This is a genomic window from Kitasatospora sp. NPDC059827 (assembly GCF_042731675.1).
In the GTDB taxonomy this organism is placed as follows: Bacteria; Actinomycetota; Actinomycetes; order Streptomycetales; family Streptomycetaceae; genus Kitasatospora.
Genome location: NZ_JBHWIV010000002.1, coordinates 115,174 through 133,852, shown reverse-complemented (window position 1 = coordinate 133,852; position 18,679 = coordinate 115,174). Strand labels below are relative to the sequence as shown.

The 18,679-nt window shown below is 74.4% G+C and carries 16 protein-coding genes; 10 read left to right on the top strand and 6 right to left on the bottom strand.

The features are described 5' to 3' along the window. The first annotated feature begins 89 nt into the window (after positions 1-89). Positions 90-491 (top strand): PadR family transcriptional regulator, encoded by a 402-nt coding sequence (locus tag ACFV8H_RS01825; protein ID WP_380396081.1) that lies wholly within the window; start codon positions 90-92, stop codon positions 489-491. Further along, positions 488-1,087 carry an HAAS signaling domain-containing protein gene (locus ACFV8H_RS01820; protein ID WP_380396080.1) on the top strand — a complete coding sequence of 200 codons (600 nt, stop codon included), beginning with the start codon at positions 488-490 and terminating at the stop codon, positions 1,085-1,087. Before ACFV8H_RS01825 ends, ACFV8H_RS01820 begins: the two co-directional genes overlap by 4 nt. 318 nt (positions 1,088-1,405) lie before the next feature. Here the strand turns inward: ACFV8H_RS01820 and ACFV8H_RS01815 are convergent, their stop codons facing one another. After that, complete coding sequence (locus tag ACFV8H_RS01815) at positions 1,406-2,083, bottom strand: DUF6461 domain-containing protein (protein ID WP_380396079.1); 678 nt, start codon at positions 2,081-2,083, stop codon at positions 1,406-1,408. Positions 2,084-2,563: 480 nt separating this feature from the next. Next, the gene (locus tag ACFV8H_RS01810) at positions 2,564-4,075 is read right to left on the bottom strand and encodes a purine-cytosine permease family protein (RefSeq protein ID WP_380396078.1); all 1,512 of its coding nucleotides are present in this window, start codon (positions 4,073-4,075) and stop codon (positions 2,564-2,566) included. Positions 4,076-4,146: 71 nt separating this feature from the next. Here ACFV8H_RS01810 and ACFV8H_RS01805 point away from each other — a divergent pair, with 71 nt between their 5' ends. From ACFV8H_RS01805 to ACFV8H_RS01785, 5 genes are all read left to right on the top strand, one after another. Beyond that, positions 4,147-4,830 (top strand): TetR/AcrR family transcriptional regulator, encoded by a 684-nt coding sequence (locus ACFV8H_RS01805; protein ID WP_380396077.1) that lies wholly within the window; start codon positions 4,147-4,149, stop codon positions 4,828-4,830. A gap of 52 nt (positions 4,831-4,882) precedes the next feature. Further along, on the top strand, positions 4,883-6,565 hold the full coding sequence (locus ACFV8H_RS01800; RefSeq protein WP_380396076.1) for an amidohydrolase: 1,683 nt from the start codon (positions 4,883-4,885) through the stop codon (positions 6,563-6,565). A gap of 315 nt (positions 6,566-6,880) precedes the next feature. Next, a complete protein-coding gene (locus ACFV8H_RS01795; RefSeq protein WP_380396075.1) occupies positions 6,881-8,278 on the top strand; it encodes an erythromycin esterase family protein in 1,398 nt (465 codons plus the stop codon). A 144-nt stretch (positions 8,279-8,422) separates the two neighbouring features. Further along, positions 8,423-9,112 (top strand): hypothetical protein, encoded by a 690-nt coding sequence (locus ACFV8H_RS01790; protein ID WP_380396074.1) that lies wholly within the window; start codon positions 8,423-8,425, stop codon positions 9,110-9,112. A 232-nt stretch (positions 9,113-9,344) separates the two neighbouring features. After that, positions 9,345-10,481 (top strand): MFS transporter, encoded by a 1,137-nt coding sequence (locus tag ACFV8H_RS01785; protein WP_380396160.1) that lies wholly within the window; start codon positions 9,345-9,347, stop codon positions 10,479-10,481. A 46-nt stretch (positions 10,482-10,527) separates the two neighbouring features. Here ACFV8H_RS01785 and ACFV8H_RS01780 read toward each other — a convergent pair whose 3' ends face one another. Continuing rightward, on the bottom strand, positions 10,528-11,505 hold the full coding sequence (locus tag ACFV8H_RS01780; protein ID WP_380396073.1) for an alpha/beta hydrolase: 978 nt from the start codon (positions 11,503-11,505) through the stop codon (positions 10,528-10,530). 41 nt (positions 11,506-11,546) lie between these two features. Here ACFV8H_RS01780 and ACFV8H_RS01775 point away from each other — a divergent pair, with 41 nt between their 5' ends. Then, positions 11,547-12,029 carry a MarR family winged helix-turn-helix transcriptional regulator gene (locus ACFV8H_RS01775; RefSeq protein ID WP_380396072.1) on the top strand — a complete coding sequence of 161 codons (483 nt, stop codon included), beginning with the start codon at positions 11,547-11,549 and terminating at the stop codon, positions 12,027-12,029. A gap of 69 nt (positions 12,030-12,098) precedes the next feature. Here the strand turns inward: ACFV8H_RS01775 and ACFV8H_RS01770 are convergent, their stop codons facing one another. Continuing rightward, positions 12,099-15,218, bottom strand: a complete 3,120-nt coding sequence (locus ACFV8H_RS01770) for a phosphocholine-specific phospholipase C (protein WP_380396071.1) — start codon at positions 15,216-15,218, stop codon at positions 12,099-12,101. A 312-nt stretch (positions 15,219-15,530) separates the two neighbouring features. Between ACFV8H_RS01770 and ACFV8H_RS01765 the strand changes: the two genes are divergently transcribed. Next, positions 15,531-15,974 carry a hypothetical protein gene (locus tag ACFV8H_RS01765; RefSeq protein WP_380396070.1) on the top strand — a complete coding sequence of 148 codons (444 nt, stop codon included), beginning with the start codon at positions 15,531-15,533 and terminating at the stop codon, positions 15,972-15,974. 15 nt (positions 15,975-15,989) lie between these two features. Here the strand turns inward: ACFV8H_RS01765 and ACFV8H_RS01760 are convergent, their stop codons facing one another. Next, positions 15,990-16,727: a DUF2306 domain-containing protein gene (locus ACFV8H_RS01760; RefSeq protein WP_380396069.1), complete on the bottom strand. Its 738-nt coding sequence runs from the start codon at positions 16,725-16,727 to the stop codon at positions 15,990-15,992. Positions 16,728-16,792: 65 nt separating this feature from the next. Next, complete coding sequence (locus tag ACFV8H_RS01755; RefSeq protein ID WP_380396068.1) at positions 16,793-17,830, bottom strand: medium chain dehydrogenase/reductase family protein; 1,038 nt, start codon at positions 17,828-17,830, stop codon at positions 16,793-16,795. A gap of 125 nt (positions 17,831-17,955) precedes the next feature. On the opposite strand from ACFV8H_RS01755, the gene ACFV8H_RS01750 reads away from it, so the two are divergent. After that, a complete protein-coding gene (locus tag ACFV8H_RS01750) occupies positions 17,956-18,597 on the top strand; it encodes a TetR/AcrR family transcriptional regulator (RefSeq protein ID WP_380396067.1) in 642 nt (213 codons plus the stop codon). Positions 18,598-18,679: the final 82 nt, after the last annotated feature.

The window sequence follows — 18,679 nt, the reverse complement described above, 5'->3', positions numbered from 1 at the left end:
CGGCGCCCGCCGTCCGGGTGTGCCATCCGGGTGTGCCGTCCGGGCGGCCCCCTGGCCGGTACCTTGCTTCGCCTGCTATCTTGCATTGCATGGTACCTGGCATCGCAAGCACCGACGGCGGCGGCGACGAGCCCAGCGCGGTCGACGGCCCGGTCGACGGCCCGGTCGCGACCCAGCTGCGCAAGGGCGTCCTGGAGTACTGCGTCCTCGCGCTGCTGCGCGACGGCCCGCGCTACGGGGTCGAGCTGCTCCAGGAGCTCGGCCGCCACCCGATGCTGGCGACCAGCCAGGGCACCATCTACCCGCTGCTGTCCCGGCTGCGCCGCGCCGGGCTCGCCGACACCTTCCTGCGCGACTCGGCCAGTGGCCCGTCCCGCCGGTACTACACCCTCACCGAGGCGGGGCGGAGCGCGCTGGCGGAGTTCACCGCGCTCTGGCCCGCCTTCCGCGCCACCATCGACCACGTCCTCGCCCCGGGAGAGCACCCGTGAACAACCCCGTCGACCACCCCCTGGTCCGCGCTCACCTCGACGCCGTCACCCGCGGCACCGCCACCCTGCCGCCCGAGCGCCGCCGCGAACTGCTGGCCGACCTGCGCGAGCACATCGAGGTCTCGCTCACCGACGTCCCGCTCGACGACGACGCCGTCCGCTCCGTCCTGGCGCAGCTCGGCACGCCCCGGCAGATCGCCGACGCCGCCCTCGCCGAGGAGGGGCAGACGCCGCCCGCCCCGGAGACGACCCGCTGGACCAACGTCACCCTCGCCCTGGCCGTCCTCGCCCTGCCGGTCTCGCTCGTCCCGGTCGCCGGGCCCGTGCTCGGCTTCGCCGCGGCCGTCGTCGCGGCCGTCCGGGTGACCAGGTCCCGTCAGTGGACGCGCCGGGAGAAGCGGCAGGCCGCCGTGCTCATGGTCTCCCCGCTGCTGCTCGTCCCCGCGATCATGCTGGCGTTCACGCTGTTCTCCACGGGCCTCACCGCCAGCGCCCTGCTCGTCGCCTGCGCCCTCGGCTTCTCCCCGAGCCCGATCGCCGCGCTCCGGCTGTCCCGAGCCGCCGCCCGCGTGCGGACGGCGGACCTCCCTGCCTGAGGCGGGCACCGGCCGCCGGACCTGACCCGGCGCGACCCGACCCGGCGCGGCTCGGCCCGGCCCGACCCGACCCGGCGCGGACTCAACCGGTGCGTGGGCCGATCGGCACCCCCGCAAGGGAGTTGTGCTCGGCGGAACCTCCCGATCGGCACATGTGCGGGCGGCCGACGGCGGGCGAGGATAACGGTCATCGGGGCCCCGCCGGTGGGCCCCGGGAGGGAGCCCGCCATGACCGTCATGACCGCCATCAGCACTGCCGCCATCACCACCGTCAGCGTCGCGCCGCTGTCGTTCCCGCCGGCGTCCCCGCCGCCGGGCTCAGTGCAGTTCCAGCCCCGGCCTGCCGCGCACCACGTACGCCGGCAGCCGCACCTCCCCCAGGACGGCCCGGGGCAGGCGCAGTCCGAAGCGCCGCCCGACCGCGCCGAGGGTCCGCCGCCGGGCCCCGGCCGCGGGCGCCCGCCCGGGGGTGCAGGAGGTGACGCCGTCCGCCTCCAGGACGTTCGCGGCGATCAGCTCCGGTACGAGCAGATCGGGCTGCCGGCCCCAGCGCCACCGCTCCTCCCCCAGCCCGAAGCCGCACAGCACGGCGCCGTCCCGGGCGTAGTCGAGCAGGGCGGGCGGCTGTTCCGGCATCGGCCGGAAGTGCACCACCTCCACGCCCTCGCGCGCTATCTCGGTGAGCAGTTCGCCGCCGGTGGAGTCCCCGTACTCGATCGCGTAGGACCAGCCGTCCGCCTCGCCGACCCGGATCACGCCGTCGCCGTCGTCACCGGGCCGGTAGACCTCGATGTCCAGGTCCCAGATCTCCCGCCCGCTGATCGGCCCGGTGGCGGCAGCCGGGTCGGCCCCCATCCGGCGGGCGAGTTCCTCCGGCGGGATCCCACGGGCGAACACCACTCCGCTGACCTCGCCACCGGCGTCCGCCAACCACTGGATGCCCTCACCGTCCTGCTCCTCGGCCCCGCGCGAACCCTCACCGACGACGCCGATCATGACGCCCCTCCCCTCGCGCCGGCCCTGAAATGGCCAGGCGCAGCCGGTCCGCACCCTAACCGAGATCGCCGACAGCCAACGCCGATCGGTCGGGCGCAGAGGCGGCCCGGAGGAGGAACTCGGCTGGGGCGCACCACTGTTCGCCCAGCACCACCGCCACCCACCGCCGACTGTCCGGACCGAGCAGCGGCACGAGAACCCCCGTCGGTTCGCCCTGACCGAGCCGGTCGAAGTGACCTCCGAGCCCCTCGCCCGCCTCCGAGCCGCCGCACCCTTCCCTGTGCTCCGCAACGGCACCATCGACGAACCTCGGCCCACCACCCCGACCTGAGCCACCGAGACGGAACGGAGAACGACCGGGCAAGGCCGACGCGGGAAGTCGGACCTGCCGACTTCCCGCGCGACGTACCGATGGACCGCCCACCGAGCTGCTGCGGCTGCGGCTGCGGCGCAGACCGTACGGGCCCGACCGCCCCGGCCTCACGCCTTCCCCCGCGACACCACCCGTCGCATCAGCAGGGCGTAGACCACGGCGGCGACCGCGATCCCGGCCGGGAGGGCCAGGTCCACGCCGGTCAGCGCCGCGATCGGGCCGGTGTAGAGCGTGTCGACACAGAGGGCCGAGGCCGTCACGCCTGCCAACAGGGCGAGCGCGCCGGCCGGGTTGACGCCGGCGCGGTACCAGAACGGGCTGCCGGGCGACTCGTCGGTCAGTGCCCGTCCGTCGTAGCGGTTGCGGCGCAGCAGGATGTCCACGGCGTAGATGGCGGTGCTGGGGCCGAGGAGGACGACGGTCAGCTGGAGCACGTTGCTGACCGTGTCCAGGAAGTTGGAGACCAGCAGGGCGTAGAGGGTCAGCGCGACGGCGACCGTGCCGTCCACCAGCACGCTGAGCGTGCGGCGGATGCGGATGCCGACGGCCTGGAGGGCGAGGCCGGCGCTGTACGCGGTGAGGGCGTTGACGGCGACGGTGCCTATGACCAGCGAGAGGAGGAAGACCGGGTTGAACCAGCCGGGCAGGATCGTCCGGAGCGCCGCCTGGGGGTCGGTCATGTCGACGGCGGTGGCCCCGAGCACGCCCAGTCCGCCGACGACGACGCTGGGCAGGAAGCCGCCGAGGGCGGTCCAACCGAGCACGGCACGCGGGGAGGTACTGGCCGGCAGGTAGCGGGAGAAGTCGGCACTGGTGGTGTACGAGAGCGGCCCGGAGGCGATGAGGGTGACGCCGGCCAGGACGGCCGCCCACATCCCGCTGCCGCTGAGTGGCTGCGGCTGGCTCCAGCCGAAGTCGGCGTGCCGGAGGATCGCGTACCCGACGACGGCGAAGGCGGCGGCGAGGACGAGGGTGATCGGCAGGTAGAGCCGCACGATCACGGCGTGCCCGTACACGCTGATGGTCAGCGTGACCACCACGATCGCGATCACGATGGCGATCTTGATCGGGGTGTCCGGGGTGATCCCGACCTGCTCGACGAGGGAGAACGCCGCGACGGCGGCCGCCGCGAGGTTCAGTGCGAAGTAACAGACGGAGATCATCCAGCCGGTGACGGCGTTGTTCACCCGGTTGCCCCGGACGCCGTACAGCGCCCGCGTGATCACCTCGCTGGGCGCGCCGGCGGCCGGTCCGGAGACGGCCAGCAGTCCGGTGCCCAGCCAGAACAGGTTGCCGACGACCACCACCGCGAAGGCCTGCCACAGGCTGAGACCGCTCAGCACCAGGGCGCCGCCGACCACCAGATTGAGGTAGTTGACGCTGGCCGCCGCCCAGACCGCGAAGAGTTCGCGGGCGCGGCCCCTCCGTTCCGTCTCGGGAATGTGGTCGATGCCGTGGACCTCGACCCGCCCGGCCGCCCGATCCTGTGGGGGCTGCGCGGACTGGCCGGACTGGCCGATCTGGCTGAGCTGTACGGATTTCGGGGACTGCGCGGGCTGCGGGAGCGGTGGTCCGATGGGGGAGTCGGACTGGGGGTGATCCGGGAGCGTGGACGCCATTGGGGGCCCTCCGTGGGGGTGTCGTGCCCACCTGCTTGCTTATTGGTCGCACACTCAATAGCATCCGGCACATGACGTCAAGCGTTCAGCGCAAACGGATCCGGAAGTCCCCCGACGACCGCCGCGCGGAGATCGTCGAGGCTGCGGCCACCGTCGCCCTCACCGAGGGCCTGGAGTGCATCACCCTGCGCCGGATCGCCGAGCAACTCGACGTCAGACCCGGTCTGATCAGCCACTACTTCCCGGCCGTGGAGGACTTGGTCGCCGAGGCCTTCGGCAGCGCCGCCACCGCCGAACTGGAGTCGCTGCTGCCCGCCGACCCGCCGGACGACTGCTCGCTCAGCCTCCTCGCCCGCTTCTTCGCCCGCACCACCGGCCCGGCGTACGACGACATGAGCCGGCTCTGGCTCAACGCCCGCCACCTCAGCCGCTACCGGCCCGTCCTGCGCGAGCGCGTGCTCGGCCAGGAGTCGCTGTGGCGGGACCGGCTCACCGGCGTCGTCCGAACGGGCGTCGAGCGGGGCGAGTTCCGCGCCGAGGACCCGGGCCTCACCGCCGTCCGGATCCTGGTGGTGATCGACGGCCTCGCCTCCCATGCCAACACCGGTCTGGGCAACCACCCCTCGGCCGTCATCCGGCTGGCGGCCGCCACCGCCGAACGCGAACTCGGCCTGGCGGAAGCCTCACTGGCCCTCGCCACCGAGCCGGAACCCCCCACCACCGAGCCCGGCTCCCGCACCGAAGAGCAGCCCTGACCCCACCCCACCTCCCTCCCCTCCCCCACCCCGCACCACCGCTGGAGTCGACGTGCGCACCTCCCTGGTCCTCCTCTCCGCCCGCCTGCTCGACCCCGTGTCCGGCGGCTTCCTCCCGCAGAGCGCGCTCGCCGTGGTCGACGGCCGGATCGCCGCCCTGGGCGACGACCGGACGATCCGCGAACTCGCCGACGCCGCAACGACGGTGATCGACCTCAAGGGCGCCGTGGTCACCCCCGGCCTGGTCGACGGCCACCTCCACCCGGTCACCGGCGCCGAGCTCACCCACGGCCTGGACCTCTCCGGCTGCACCGACCTGCCGTCCGTCCGCGCCGCCCTCGCCGCCGAGGTCGAGGGCCTCGCCCCGGGCGCCTGGCTGCACGCCTGGGGCCTGGACCCGAACGTCTTCGGCGACCGCCCGGTCGAGTCCGCCGCCCTGGCCCCCGTCCTCGACGGCGTCCCCGCGCTGCTCCAGCTCTTCGACGCCCACTCCATGCTCGCCAGCCCGCGCGCCCTGGAGCTGGCCGGCGTGGACGGCCCGCGCACCTTCGCCCAGGCCGCCGAGGTGGTCTGCGACGCCGCCGGCCGTCCCACCGGCCTGCTGCTGGAGGACGCGGCCTGCGAACTGGTCGAACGCGCCGCCCCCCGGCCCACCCGCACCGAGCGCCGTGAGCGCCTGGCCGCCGCCCTGCGCGCCATGGCCGCGAGCGGCCTCACCGGCGGCCACGCGATGGACGCGGGCGGCGACAGCCTCGCCCTCTACGCCGAGCTCGACGAGGCGGGCGACCTGCCGCTGCGCCTGCGGGTCGCCCCCTGGTGCCAGCCCGGCGTGGACCGGGACGGACTGGACGAACTGGTCGAACTCCAGAGCCGCAGCGGGAAGTTGTGGCGGGTGGACGGCGTCAAGCTGTTCATGGACGGCACGATCGACAACGGCACCGCCTGGCTGGAACGCCCGGACTGCCACGGCGAGTCCACCCACGCCTTCTGGCCCGACCCGTCGCACTACACCCAGGTGATCGGGCAGCTGCACCAGGCCGGCGTACCGACGGCCACCCACGCCATCGGCGACGCAGCCGTCCGCCACGCCCTCGACGCCGTCGAGCAGGCCACCGCCCCGACCGCCACCGCGAACACCCCGGCCGCCCCCGCCACCCCGGCCCCGGGAGCAGCCGCCCAAACCGCCCCCGCCCGGCACCGGATCGAGCACATCGAGACCGTCCCGGACGAGGTGGTGCGCCGCTTCGCCGAGCTGGGCGTGATCGCCTCCATGCAGCCCACCCACTGCTGCGACTTCACCCGCGCCGACCACACCGACAACTGGTCCCGCCGCCTGGGCGAGGAGCGCGCCGACCGGGCCTGGCGCTGCCGCGACCTGTGGGACGCCGGCGCCACCGTCGTCCTCGGCTCCGACTGGCCGATCGCCCCCTACCCGCCGCTGGGCGTCATGGCGGGGGCCCGCCACCGCCGCCCCACCCGCGACCTCGGCCAGCCCCCGCACAACCCCCGCCAGGCCCTCACCGCCCTGGAGGCGCTGCGCGCGATGACCGTCAACCCGGCCTTCGCGGCGGGCGAGGAGCAGGTGGCGGGCCGGATCGCGGTCGGCCACCGGGCCGACCTCACCGTCCTCGCCGCCGACCCGCTCACCACCCCCGCCACCGAGCTCGCCGAGGTCCCGGTCCTGCTCACCGTCCTGGACGGCCGCCCCACCCACCGCGCCGACCGGCTCTGCTGACCCCAAGCACCCCAAGCACCCCAAGCACCCCAAGCACCCCAAGCACCCGGAGCATTCGGAGCATTCGGAGCATTCGGAGCATTCGGAACAGGGTGTACCAGCCCCCTCCCACCGCCTACCAGCCGCCCGCCCATCCGTCCAGGTGGCCCCAGGGGAACCGTCCAGGTGCCCCCAAGGGGCCCGGGTGGGTGGGGGCTGCCCCCCGAAGAACCTGGCGGCCCTCCCCAGCGCGCCCCACCCCCTCCTCGGCGGAGGATTCTCTCACCGGCCCACACCGCCGGACGAGTTGAAACGACAAGCCGTGGAGTAGCCATCATGACCGTGACCCGGACCCCGATCGACCGACGGACCCTGCTGACCGCCACCACGGCGACGGCGACCGCCGCCCTGCTCATCCCGGCGACGGCCGCCACCGCTGCCGCAGCCGCGGCCGGCACCGCTGCCGCCGGCCCGACGGCCTCCCGGCCGGTCCCGGAGACCGCGGCGGTCTCCACCGAACTCGACCGGATCGCCCACCCGTTGCGCTCCACCGAGCCCGACGCCCCGGCCGCCGGGCTGCGGGCGCTGGGCGCGATGATCGGTGACGCCCGGGTGGTCGGCCTGGGCGAGGCCACCCACGGCTCCCACGAGTTCTTCACCATGAAGCACCGGGTGTTCCGCTACCTGGTCGAGGAGAAGGGCTTCACCACCTTCGCCCTGGAGGCCAGTTGGTCGGCGGGCCTGCTGATCGACGCGTTCGTGCAGGGCCAGGGCGACGGCGACGCCCGTACGCTGGTCCGCCGGGTGATGGCCGGATCGCCCTGGCAGCGGCGCGAGTTCGCCGACCTCATCAGCTGGATGCGGGCGTACAACCGGAGCGGCCCTCAGCACCCGGTCCACTTCGTGGGTACCGACCTCGGCTTCCCCGGGATCGGCGAGCAGCCCTTCTCCGAGGTCACCGCCTACCTGCGGAAGGCCGCCCCCGCCTCGCTGTCGAGCGTCGAGCAGTCCTACGCCGCCCTGCGGCCGTTCACCGACGCCATCGGCTACATCAGCCACACCCCGCTGCCCGAGCGCCGGCGCAACGCGGACCTGGCGCAGCAGGCGCTGGACCTGGTCGCCGCCGCCGGCCGGGACGGCGACGCGGACTACGAGTGGGCCGTCCAGCACGCCCGCAACATCGCCCGGACCTTCGCCTTCACCACCATGCAGGTCGACGACAGCGGTTCCGTCGTCGCCGCCCAGGTGCTCCGCGACCGGGCGATGGCCGACAACACCCTGTGGTGGCAGCGCCGCCACGGCGGCAAGGTGCTGCTCTCCGCGCACAACGGCCACGTCGGCTACCGGGCCAGCGACCCGGTCCTCTACCCCACGCCGCAGGGCGCCCACCTGCGCGCGGCACTCGGCGCCGGCTACGTCGGCATCGGCTTCACCTTCGGCAGCGGCTCCTTCCTCACCGAGGCCGACCCCTTCGCCGACGACTGGCGCAGCACCACCGTGCCGCCGGCCACCCTCGGCATGAACGAGTACCTCCTCGACCGGGTCCGCCCCCGCGACTACTACCTCGACCTGCGCCAGGCCCCGCCCGCCGCCCGCACCTGGCTGGACACCGCCCGCCCCACCTACGACGCCGGTACGACCTTCACCAGCACCCCGCTGCCCACCCTCGCCCTCGGCGGCAGCTACGACGTGCTGATCCACCTCCACCGGGTCCGCGCGGCCGACAAGCTCTGAGCTCCCCCTCTCCCCCGGCCTCAGCCCGCGGCGCGCACCAACCGTTCCGCTGCGGAGGCGGTCTGACATGATCGACCCCCCATCGTTCCCGGCGGCCCCACCCGGCCGGGGGCGACTCGACGGCGAGGAACAGCGGAACCGGTCATGAGCAGCAGGAACAGGTCGGCCCGCACCTCCCGGCAGTCCCGCACCTCCCGGCAATCCCGCGCCTCCCGGCAATCCGGCACCGCCCGACAGTCCGCCGCCACCCGACAGTCCGCCACCGCCCGGCGGCAACCGCAGAGCCGGGGCGTGGGCTTCCTGACCCTGCTCGTCCTCGGCACGGCGGCCGTCGCCCTCGGCATCCTGGGCGGCCGGGCCGCCGGCACCGCCTTCGCCTACGCGGCCCGCCTCAGCGGCCGACCGGGCGAGCTGACCGTGGAGCGCTGCTGGGGCGACAACCCGGCGAAGCCCGGGCTGATCACCTCCTGCGCCGGCGCGTTCCGCTCCGACGACGGCCGAACGGTGGTCGAGGGCTCGCCGATCGACGGCGCCCACCACCTCGGCGCCGTCCTGCCCGTCGAGTACGGCGACGGCGGCTCCCACAGCACGGGCCTCGCCTACGCGACCGGCGACCTGGCCGGACTGCTCGCCGTGATCCCGGTCGCCGCGTTCGGCCTCTGGCTGCTCTGCCTGGCCGTCGGCACCCTGCCGACCGGCGGCCGACTCCCGGCCGGGCTGTTCCCGCAGCACAACAAGGCGGTGCGCCGGCTCCTGTGGGCCGGCCTCGGCTGCCTGCTGGCGGCCGGCGTCTGCCTGCTGGTCGGTGTCGTCGGCTGGGCCGCGACGCCCTGACCCGGCCCACGCACGGTCGGCCGCCGGGCCGACGGCGGTGCCGGGAGGCCCCGGAGGCGCCGCCGTCCAGGTACAGGGCGGGCGTACGGCCGGTCGGCCCAGTGCGCGCCCGTACGCCGTGGGCCCGTACGGCCCGGGTGCCTATCGTGGGTTGGTGACTGATCATCGCACTGCCGGTCCCGTCGTCGGCGGGGCGGGTTATCTGCTCGCCGCCTTCGCCTTCGCGGTCTGCATGACCGGGACCACCCTGCCCACCCCGCTGTACGGGCTCTACCAGGAGCGGATCGGCTTCTCCGAACTGACGGTGACGGTGGTGTTCGCCGTGTACGCCTTCGGGGTGATCGGGGTGCTGCTGCTGGTCGGGAACGTGTCCGACGCCGTCGGGCGCCGGCCCGTGCTGTTGTTCGGGCTGGTCGGCGCGGCCTGCAGCGCCGTCGTGTTCCTGGCCGCGGACAGCGTGCTGCTGCTCTGCCTCGGGCGGCTGCTGTCGGGGCTGTCGGCGGGGGTGTTCACCGGCACCGCCACGGCGTACGTGCTGGAGCTGGCACCGCCGGGCCGCCGGGGACGGGCGGGCTTCGTCGCGACGGCCGCCAACATGGGCGGCCTGGGCTGCGGCCCGCTGGTGGCGGGGCTGCTCTCCCAGTACGCGCCGCACCCCTTGGTGCTGCCCTTCGTGGCGCACCTGGTGCTGCTCGCCGCCGCCTTCGGCGTGCTGCTGCGGCTGCCGGAGACGGTGGTCGGCGCCCGTCCGCTGCGCACCGCCCGACCGGTCCGGCCCAGCCTGCCGCCGGAGGTGCGGCGGGTGTTCGTACCGGCCGGGATCGCGGCCTTCGCCGGGTTCTCCCTGCTGGGGCTGTTCACCTCGGTCGCCCCGGCCTTCCTCGCCGAGGGGCTGGACGTGCACAACCGCGCGGCGGTCGGCCTGATCGTCTCGTCGGCCTTCCTGGCCTCGACCCTCGGTCAGCTGCTCGTCCCCCGGCTGGGCACGGCGCGGGCCGTGCCGCTGGGCTGCCTGGTGCTGATCGCCGGTCTGGCGCTGCTGGCGGGTTCGCTGGCGTGGGCCGTCCTGGCACTGCTGGTGTCGGCCGCGCTGGTGGGCGGCGCCGGGCAGGGCATGGGGCTGCGCGGCGCGGTGGGCGAGGTCGCCGCCGCGAGCCCGGCGGAGCACCGCGGCGGGGCGCTCTCGGCCCTCTTCGTGGTCGGCTACTTCGGCATCTCGATCCCGGTGATCGGCGTCGGGCTGCTCACCGAGCCGCTCGGCCTGGCCCACGCGGGCCTGGTGTTCACCGCCTGCATGGGCCTGTTGGCCGCCGCCTCCGGCGCCTACCTGCTGCGCCTGGCGCAGGCCGGCGCCGGCGACGCGGTCTGACCCCGGCCCCGCCCCCGACCCGCGCCTGCTCCGCCGGGCCCCGCGCTTACTCCACCGAGGTCCCCACGGCGGCTCCGGCCCGCACGGCACGCCCGGCCCGGAGCCGCTGGCGCAGGAAGAGGGCGGCGCGGTCGAGGGCCTCGTCCGCCTCGTCGAGGACGCCGGCGAAGGCCTGGAACACGTGCGGCACGTCGGCGGTGACGTCGAGGATGACGTCCACGCCCGCCTCCCGTGCCCGCGCGGCCAGACGGGTGGAGTCGTCCAGCAGCAGTTCGTTGGCGCCGACCTGGATCAGCATCGGGGGGAAGCCGGTCAGGTCGGCGTGCAGGACCGGGCTGAGCAGCGGCTGCCGCGGGTCGGCCCCGCCGAGGTACATGGCTCCGGTGCGGTCGAGTGCGGCGCGGGTGAAGATCGGGTCGATGCCCTCCTTGGTCCGGATGCTCTCGCCGCTCCGGGTGGCGTCGAGGCCCGGGGAGAGGACCAACACGGCGGCGGGCAGCGGCAGGCCCGCGTCCCGGGCGGCGAGGCAGGTGGTGACGGCGAGTCCACCGCCGGCGGAGTCGCCCGCGAGGACGATGGCGGCCGGGTCCCCGCCGCGGTCGAGGAGGGCCCGGTAGGCGCTCAGGCAGTCCTCGACGGCGGCCGGGAAGGGGTGTTCGGGGGCCAGCCGGTAGTCCGGCGAGTACGCCTCGACACCGGTCCTGGCCACCAGGTTCCCGGTCAGCGAGAGGGCGGTCTCGGGGGAGCCGAAGACCCAGCCGCCGCCGTGGAAGTACAGGATCGTCGCGTCCGTCCCGCCTTCCGGAGCACGATCCGAACCGTCCCCCTCCGGGCCTTCGGGCCGGACCCGCAGGGCCGGTCGGTCGCCGAGGGTCGTCGGCTCGGTGCGGATGGCGTCGTGGGGCACGATCATCCCCGCCATCAGGGCCCGGAAGCCGGCCCTGATCTCCTCCACCGACCGGGGCCCGGTGGGCGCCGACTGCCGCAGCATCGCGTCGATCCGGCTGCGCTGTTCCCTGCTCATGGCACACTCCTGGCTGAGTAGCTTCCCGTACACTATATGCCGTGGAAGATACATTGAACGGCGCCCGCTCCGCAGCCGGCCTCACCGGGCTCTTCGCCGACCTGGTGCGGTGCGAGACGCGGCTGTACAACGCCCTCAACGACCGGCTCCGCGAGCGGCACGGGATCGTCACCTCGCAGTACGAGTTCCTGGGTTACCTGCACCGCCGCCCCGGGTGCCGGGTGGCCGACCTCGCCGCCGAGTTCGCCATCGGCGTCGGGGCGACCAGCAAGGGCGTCGACCGCCTGGAGAAGCAGGGGTGGGCCGCCCGCCGGCCGAACCCGGCGGACCGCCGGTCCTCGCTGCTGGTCCTGACCGACGAGGGCACCCGGCTGGTCGAGGCGGCGGAGCGGACCGTCACCGAGGGCCTGGCCGAGCTGCTCGCGGACACCCTCGACGCCGCCGCGCTGTCCGCCGCGGCCGAGGCCCTCGCCACCCTGCGCGCCGCCCTCGAACGCGACCAGGTCGGCATCCCCACGGGCTGAACCACTCTGCCCACGGCCGGGAACGGCGACCGCGCCGGTCGCGACAGCGACCGGCGCGGCGCGACCGGGTCAGCCCGTGATCGGGCGGGTGTCCAGCCGGATGTGGTCCACCGCCCAGTACCAGTTGTTGCCCGCGTCGTACATCCGGAACTTCAACGTCACCGAACGCGCGCCCGTCGGCACCGCGAACTGCCGGACGACCTGGACGTTCTGGGCGTCCTTGCCCGCGTTGTCGTTGCCGGTGGCGTCCGCGCTGTAGAAGACCAGCCGGGTCTCGGTCCCGTTGTCGAACACCGCGGTGACGGCGGCCTTCTGCGGGGCCTCCTGGCGGTAGTGCGAGTCGAAGGCCAGGTGGAGGGTGGCGGTGCCGGCCGGGATCGGGACCGCGGGCGAGACCAGGGTGGAGTCGAAGACGCCCTTGCGGGACGGCGAGCCGGTGTCGTCCCAGTCGTCCGGGTCGGCGACGGCGACGACGCCCAGGGCGCGGCCGAAGTTGCCGCGGTCCTGCCCGGCGGGCACGGTCCACTCGCGCTTGGTGTGGAAGGTCCAGCCCTGGAGCCGGACGGTGCCCTGCGGCATCCCGGGGGCGTTGACCACCGACCAGCCCTCGGGCGCCCGGGCGGTCCAGCCGAGCACGCCGCCCTCCGGCCGGAGCGCGTCGGCCAGCGATTCGAAGTCCTCGTCCAGCAGGTGGCCGGTCATCACCGGGGCCGGGCGGGCGGCGAGTTCGCCGTCCGCGACGGCGAAGCGGCCGCCGGCCAGGGCACGGGCGGTGACCAGCAGGCGGTGGGTGGCGCCGGCGGGCAGCTGGGCGGGCGGGGTGACGTCCCAGACCGCGGTCGCGGTGGCACCGGCGGCGAGGGCGGCGGGCGGCGCGGTGACGGCGGTGGCCGTCCAGCCGGGCGGGAGCAGCGGCCGGGCCTCGAAGCGGGTGAGCGCCTCGGTGGCGGCGAAGGTCGCGGTGACCCTGGCCGGGCGGCCGGGCAGCAGGACCGGCTCGTCGATGGTGGTGGAGGCGGCGCCGAGGGCGACGTTCACGGTGAGCGGGTCGGCCAGGCCGAGGGCCGGGTCGGTGACGGTGCGGTCGTCCCACGGGAAGCGGCCGGCGATCCGGCGGCGGAAGCCCAGGTCATCCAGGACGCCCACCGCGACGTCGTACCAACCCTCGGGCCCCACGGCGACGTTGACGGTCCGGTCGTCGCCGGCCGGGACCCGCACCTCGCGCAGTCCGTCACCGTAGGCGAGGTCGCCGACCAGGAAGGTCCGGGCGGTGCGCGAGCGGTTGATGACGTCGACCTCCAGCACCTTGCCGCCGCGCTCCTCGGAGAGCGACACCTCGTACGCCGAGGCGGTGTCGCCGCGCAGGTGCCACAGCGCGCCGTTGGGGCCGTGCACCCGCAGGTCGTAGCCCTGCGGCCCGACCTTCCAGACGTCCGACAGCCGGCTCTTCGCCGCCACCGTGTAGTACCGGGGCGCCTCGCCGGGGGCCGGGTAGAGCGCGAACACCGCGCCCTGGCGGCCCTGGTTGACGAAGTCCAGGGTCAGTTCGTCGCCCTTGAGCCGCGGCTTGACGAGCAGGTCGTACGGCGCGGGGCGGGCGGAGCGGGTGCCGCGCTGCTGCTGCGGGAAGGTCTGCGGGCTGGGCACGGTGGGGGCGGGCAGCTTGCCGGTGTCGACCACCTTCTGCCGGTTGCCGCTGGTGTCGGGCAGCTGCGGCCAGGCGGGGTTGCGGCCGGAGAAGTCGAAGACCTGGGTCAGGTCGCCGCAGACCGAGCGCCGCCAGGGGCTGATGTTGGGCTCCTGGACGCCGAAGCGCTGCTCCAGGAAGCGCAGCACAGAAGTGTGGTCGTAGACGGTGGAGTCGACCACGCCGCCGCGGGTCCACGGCGAGACCACCACCATCGGCACCCGTACGCCCAGGCCCATCGGGTAGGGGCCGGAGACCAGGGTCTCCCCGGCGGGCAGGGTGTCGGACCAGCCGAGCGTGCCGTCGGCGGCCTTCACCCCGTACCGGCCGTCCTGGCCGACCACCCGGTGGTAGGTCTTCCCGGCCTTGCTCACCCGGACCACGACCTCGCCGTCCACCGGCACGTTCGACCTGCCCCGCCCGGCGGCCAGCGGCGGGACGGGCGGCAGCTGGTGGTCGAAGAAGCCGCCGTGCTCGTCGTAGTTGAGGATGAAGACGGTCTTCTGGAACACCTCGGGCCTGGCGGCCAGCGCCGACAGCAGCCGGGCGGTGAGGTGCTCGCCGTTCGGCGGCGCGTAGTTGGCGTGCTCGGAGAGCGCGGCCGGGGCGACGATCCAGGACACCTGCGGCAGCCGGTCGGCCTGGACGTCGGCGGTGAAGGCCTCGACCAGGGCGTCGCCCATCGCGAAGGGGTCGTCCTTCTTCGCCGGGTCGCCGACGGCCCGCATGCCGCGCTCGTACAGCGGCTCACCGGGCTTGGCCTTGACGAAGGGGGCGAACCAGGCGAGCGCGTTGTCGTCGAAGTTGTCGAGGGCCTGGTAGGTCTTCCAGCTGACGCCGGCCCGCTCCAGGCGCTCGGCGTAGGTGGTCCACTCGTAGCCGCCGGGGATCTCGGTGTTGTCGGTGACCGGGGTGTCCCGCACGGTGCCGCCGCTGGTCCCGGTCATCAGGTGTTCGCGGTTGGTGTTGGTGTTGCACTGCACGGACGCGTAGTAGGCGTCGCAGACCGTGAACACCGAGGCCAGCGCGTGGTAGAAGGGCATGTCCGCGGACTCGTAGTAGCCCTGGCCGAGCCACCCGGAGGAGCGGCGGGTGACCGAGCCGTCGGCCCGGCCGTCGTTCCAGGCGTTCATCGAGTCGACGAAGCCGAAGGCGGGCGCGCCCTGCTGGTAGGCGTTGGTGTGGGCGGCGTTCATCGCGAAGGGCAGCAGGTGGCCCTCCTTGCGGCTCGGATCCGGCTGGTGGAACACCGAGCGCCCGTCGACGCCGCGCACGGCGGTGCGGTCCCCGAAGCCCCGGACGCCCGCCAGGGTGCCGAAGTAGTGGTCGAACGCGCGGTTCTCCTGCATGAACACCACGACGTGCTCGATGTCGGCCAGCCGTCCGGGCCGGGCCGGCGCGGCGAGCGCCTGCTGGACGCTGAGCGGGAGGGCGGACAGCACCGCGGCCGCCGCCGCGCCGCCGAGGAGGCTGCGGCGCGACAGTTCGGGCTTCGGACTCATGGGGTGGGGCTCCTTGCTGACGGACTGGGGGTCTCCGGCACCGGCCCGGGAGCGGCCGTTCGTGTCGGACCCGTCAGGTCTACGAGACCGAGGTGGACGCAGCGGCGGAGTCCGGTGTCCGGCCGGTGGCCGTCAAGAAACCCGTAGCTGTACAGACAACTTGACGCCCGATGATCAACCGTCGGGCCCCACGCCGACGGCCTCCGCCCCGCCCGCGGCATCCTCTACGCTGACGCCAGGCCCGGGGCAGCCGGCCCGGGGCATCAGGCCCCGGCCGCCGGACCGATGCGCACCGACACCGGGGGGAACCGCGTGATCCGCGTACAGCACCGCACCTACACCCTGATCCCGTGGCCGTGGCGGGTGATGTCCTGGGCCCAGGCGCCCGAGGGGCTGGAGTTCACCCTCTACGACATCGCCGACCCGGTCCTGCCGCCCCTGCGCGGCGTCGAGGTGCCCGGCACCCCGGAGGAGGCCGCTCGCTGGAAGGTCGGCCACGACGCCTACCTGAGCCTGCTGCGCGAGGCCGAGGAGACCGTCCGGCACGCCCACGGCGTGCGCTGCCGACCCGGGTTCATGGTCGACATGCGCTCGGTGCGCCTGCGCCGCTACGGCCTGATGCCCCACCGCAGGTCCCGCTCCCGGCGGCTGTTCGCCGAGTGCCTGGACCGGATGCACACCTACGAGGACGCCTACCGGCCGATCCTGACGGAGATCGAGGCCCGCATCGCGGCGGCCGCCGCCGACACCGCCTGACCGACGGCCGGCCGGTCAGGCCCGCTGGGCCGTCGAGGCCGTCGAGGCCGTCGTGCCCGCCGTGCCCGCGACGGTCACCGGGGCGGAGCCGTCGCGCCGCCGGCGGGTCGAGCGCTCCAGCGTCCGGTGCACGATGAAGTACTCCGCGACGAGCACGTTGCCCAGGACGGCCACCCAGCCCGCCGTGGTGTACACGTCCCGGAACGTCAGGGACGGGACGACCTTCGCCAGCGCCAGGCCGGCCAGGAGGTAGATCCGCAGGGTCACCGCGGCGAAGGTCAGCGCGTAGTTCCGGATCATCCAGATCCGGTGCAGCTGCACCTCGCCGCGCCGGATCGTCCGGTAGGCCTGGGCCGCGGTGTACAGCCAGGCCGCCGTCAGCAGGGAGAAGGCGACCTGGAGCGGGAAGCCGCTCGGCGACACCGTGGTGGCGTAGAGGGCCGCGGCCGAGGCGGCCACCACGGAGACCAGGTACACCCGGCCGGCGATCCGGTGCAGCCGGGGGTAGCGGGTCCGCAGGCGCGGCACGAACTGCAACGGCCCGATGACCAGCGTCAGTCCGGCCGGCCCGGCGTGGACGACGAGGCTCGCGTAGTAGCCGACGATGCTCCGGTCGATGGGCGCGTACGAGGATCCGGTCAGGTACGGCGGGACGAAGACGGCCGCGATGCCGACCGCCGACACCGCCATCAGGCCCCACAGGGACCACCACCAACGGCGGCGGACGGTCCGGGCGGCAGCTGGGTCGACCATGGGCGGAGCTCCAATCCTGGTGCGGCAAAGGGGGTTTCGGGCGTCCGGCCGACGCCGGTCCCCGACTACGGGACGATGACGACCTTGCCCGCGACGGTGCGCGACTCGGCCAGGGCGAGCGCCGCCGCGGCCTCGTCGAGCGGGAACTCGGCGGCGATCTGGGCGGCGAGCGTGCCGTCGGCGAGCAGGGCCAGCACCTGGGTGAGGTCCTCGCGCAGCCGGGCCCGGAAGGCCGCCGGGCGGCGCTTGCCCGCCCAGAAGTTGTAGAAGTGCGCGGACCGGCCGTTGGGCAGGTTGTTCCACAGCGCCAGCCGGGCGAACAGTTTCAACACCGGGAGCTGCGAGTTGCCGGCCTCGTCCTTGGTGGCGGCGGTGCCGTAGGACACCAGGACCCCGCCGCGGCGCAGCAGCGACCAGGACTGCTCCAGTCCGGCGCCGCCGACGTGGTCGAACACCGCGTCGACGCCGTCCGGCACGAGCTCCCGGATGCGCCGGTACAGCTCGGGGTCGCGGTAGTCGACCGGGGTCGCGCCCAGGGCGCGGACGGTGTCGTGGTGCCGCGCGGAGGCCGTGCCGATCACCGTGATCCCGGCGTGCCGGGCCAGTTGGACCAGGGTCGAGCCGACGCCGCCGTTGGCGCCGAGCACGACGATCGTGCCGCCCCGGCGCACCTTCGCGGTCCGGTGCAGCATCTGCCAGGCCGTCACGCCGTTGACCACGACGGTCTCCGCGTCGGCGGCCGTCACGCCGTCCGGCACCGGGACGACGTCGGCGGCGTCGAGCAGCAGGTGGCTGGCCCAGGCGCCGGTCTTGGTGACGGCGGCGACGCGGCGCCCGACCATCGCGGGGTCGACGCCGGGGCCGGTCGCGACCACGGTGCCGACCACGTCGTAGCCGGGCACGAAGGGGAAGGGCGGCTGGTCGTAGTACTTGCCGCGGCGCATCTGCTGCTCGGCGAAGGAGACCCCGGTGGCGTCCATCCGGAGCAGGACGTGTCCCGCGCTCGGCGGCGGGAGGTCGCGGGTGCGCAGCCGCAGGCCGCTCGGCTCGACCTCGCCCGGCAGGACGACCTCGGTGGCGTGGGTGACGACGGTGGTGTTCACGGTGTGCTCCGTTCGGCTCAGCGGTGGTGGCGGTGGCGGTGGTGGCTACAGCCGTAAAGTTACACACGTAAGCTCACGACTGACAAGAGCTGCCGCTCGTAAGTTTTCACCTGTAAGCTCACGCCATGGGAAACGAATCGAGCACAGCCCCCGTCCGCGCCCGCAACCGTCGCGGGGAAGGTGCCCGCCTGCGCGAGGACATCGTGGCCGCCGCGGTCGAACTGCTCGACGAGGCCGGCACCGAGACCGCCGTCACCCTGCGCTCGGTCGCCCGCCGGGTCGGGATCGCCGCCCCCTCGATCTACCGCCACTTCCCCGACCAGCCGGCCATCATGCTGGCCGTGGTGCGGCAGGCCTTCGAGCAGATGGAGGCCCGGCTGCGCGCCGCCGTCGACACGGCCGGCGACGACCCCCGGCAGCGGCTCACCGCCCTCTGCCACGCCTACCTGGCGTACTCCCGGGAGCACCCCGAGCGCTACCGCACCATGTTCGGCGGCGTCTGGGTGCCCGCGCTCCAGGACACCACCGTGACGGCGGACGACATGGGCACCCTCGGCCAGGAGCTCCTGCACCTGTTCGTCGAAACCCTGGAGGCATGCGTGGCCACGGGCGCGTCCAGCAGCGACGACCCGTTCGCGGACACCGTGGCCCTCTGGCTGGGCCTGCACGGACTGGCCCACCAGCGGGCGGTCACGGTCGCCTTTCCGTGGCCGGAGGGCATCGCCGACCGGCTGATCGTCACGCTGGCGCACCTCAAGGTCTCGTAGCCGGAAAGCCGAGCGCCCGCACAGCCGAACGCCCGGCACCGGACGAACCGGTGCCGGGCGCGGGCCGGCGGGCGCGGGCAGG

Bases quoted from the DNA above. Each gene is read 5' to 3' on its own strand.
- ACFV8H_RS01825 (WP_380396081.1), top strand. From the start codon at position 90: ATGGTACCTGGCATCGCAAGCACCGACGGCGGCGGCGACGAGCCCAGC.
- ACFV8H_RS01815 (WP_380396079.1), bottom strand. From the start codon at position 2,083: ATGATCGGCGTCGTCGGTGAGGGTTCGCGCGGGGCCGAGGAGCAGGAC.
- ACFV8H_RS01810 (WP_380396078.1), bottom strand. From the start codon at position 4,075: ATGGCGTCCACGCTCCCGGATCACCCCCAGTCCGACTCCCCCATCGGA.
- ACFV8H_RS01805 (WP_380396077.1), top strand. From the start codon at position 4,147: ATGACGTCAAGCGTTCAGCGCAAACGGATCCGGAAGTCCCCCGACGAC.
- ACFV8H_RS01795 (WP_380396075.1), top strand. From the start codon at position 6,881: ATGACCGTGACCCGGACCCCGATCGACCGACGGACCCTGCTGACCGCC.
- ACFV8H_RS01790 (WP_380396074.1), top strand. From the start codon at position 8,423: ATGAGCAGCAGGAACAGGTCGGCCCGCACCTCCCGGCAGTCCCGCACC.
- ACFV8H_RS01785 (WP_380396160.1), top strand. From the start codon at position 9,345: ATGACCGGGACCACCCTGCCCACCCCGCTGTACGGGCTCTACCAGGAG.
- ACFV8H_RS01780 (WP_380396073.1), bottom strand. From the start codon at position 11,505: ATGAGCAGGGAACAGCGCAGCCGGATCGACGCGATGCTGCGGCAGTCG.
- ACFV8H_RS01770 (WP_380396071.1), bottom strand. From the start codon at position 15,218: ATGAGTCCGAAGCCCGAACTGTCGCGCCGCAGCCTCCTCGGCGGCGCG.
- ACFV8H_RS01760 (WP_380396069.1), bottom strand. From the start codon at position 16,727: ATGGTCGACCCAGCTGCCGCCCGGACCGTCCGCCGCCGTTGGTGGTGG.
- ACFV8H_RS01750 (WP_380396067.1), top strand. From the start codon at position 17,956: ATGGGAAACGAATCGAGCACAGCCCCCGTCCGCGCCCGCAACCGTCGC.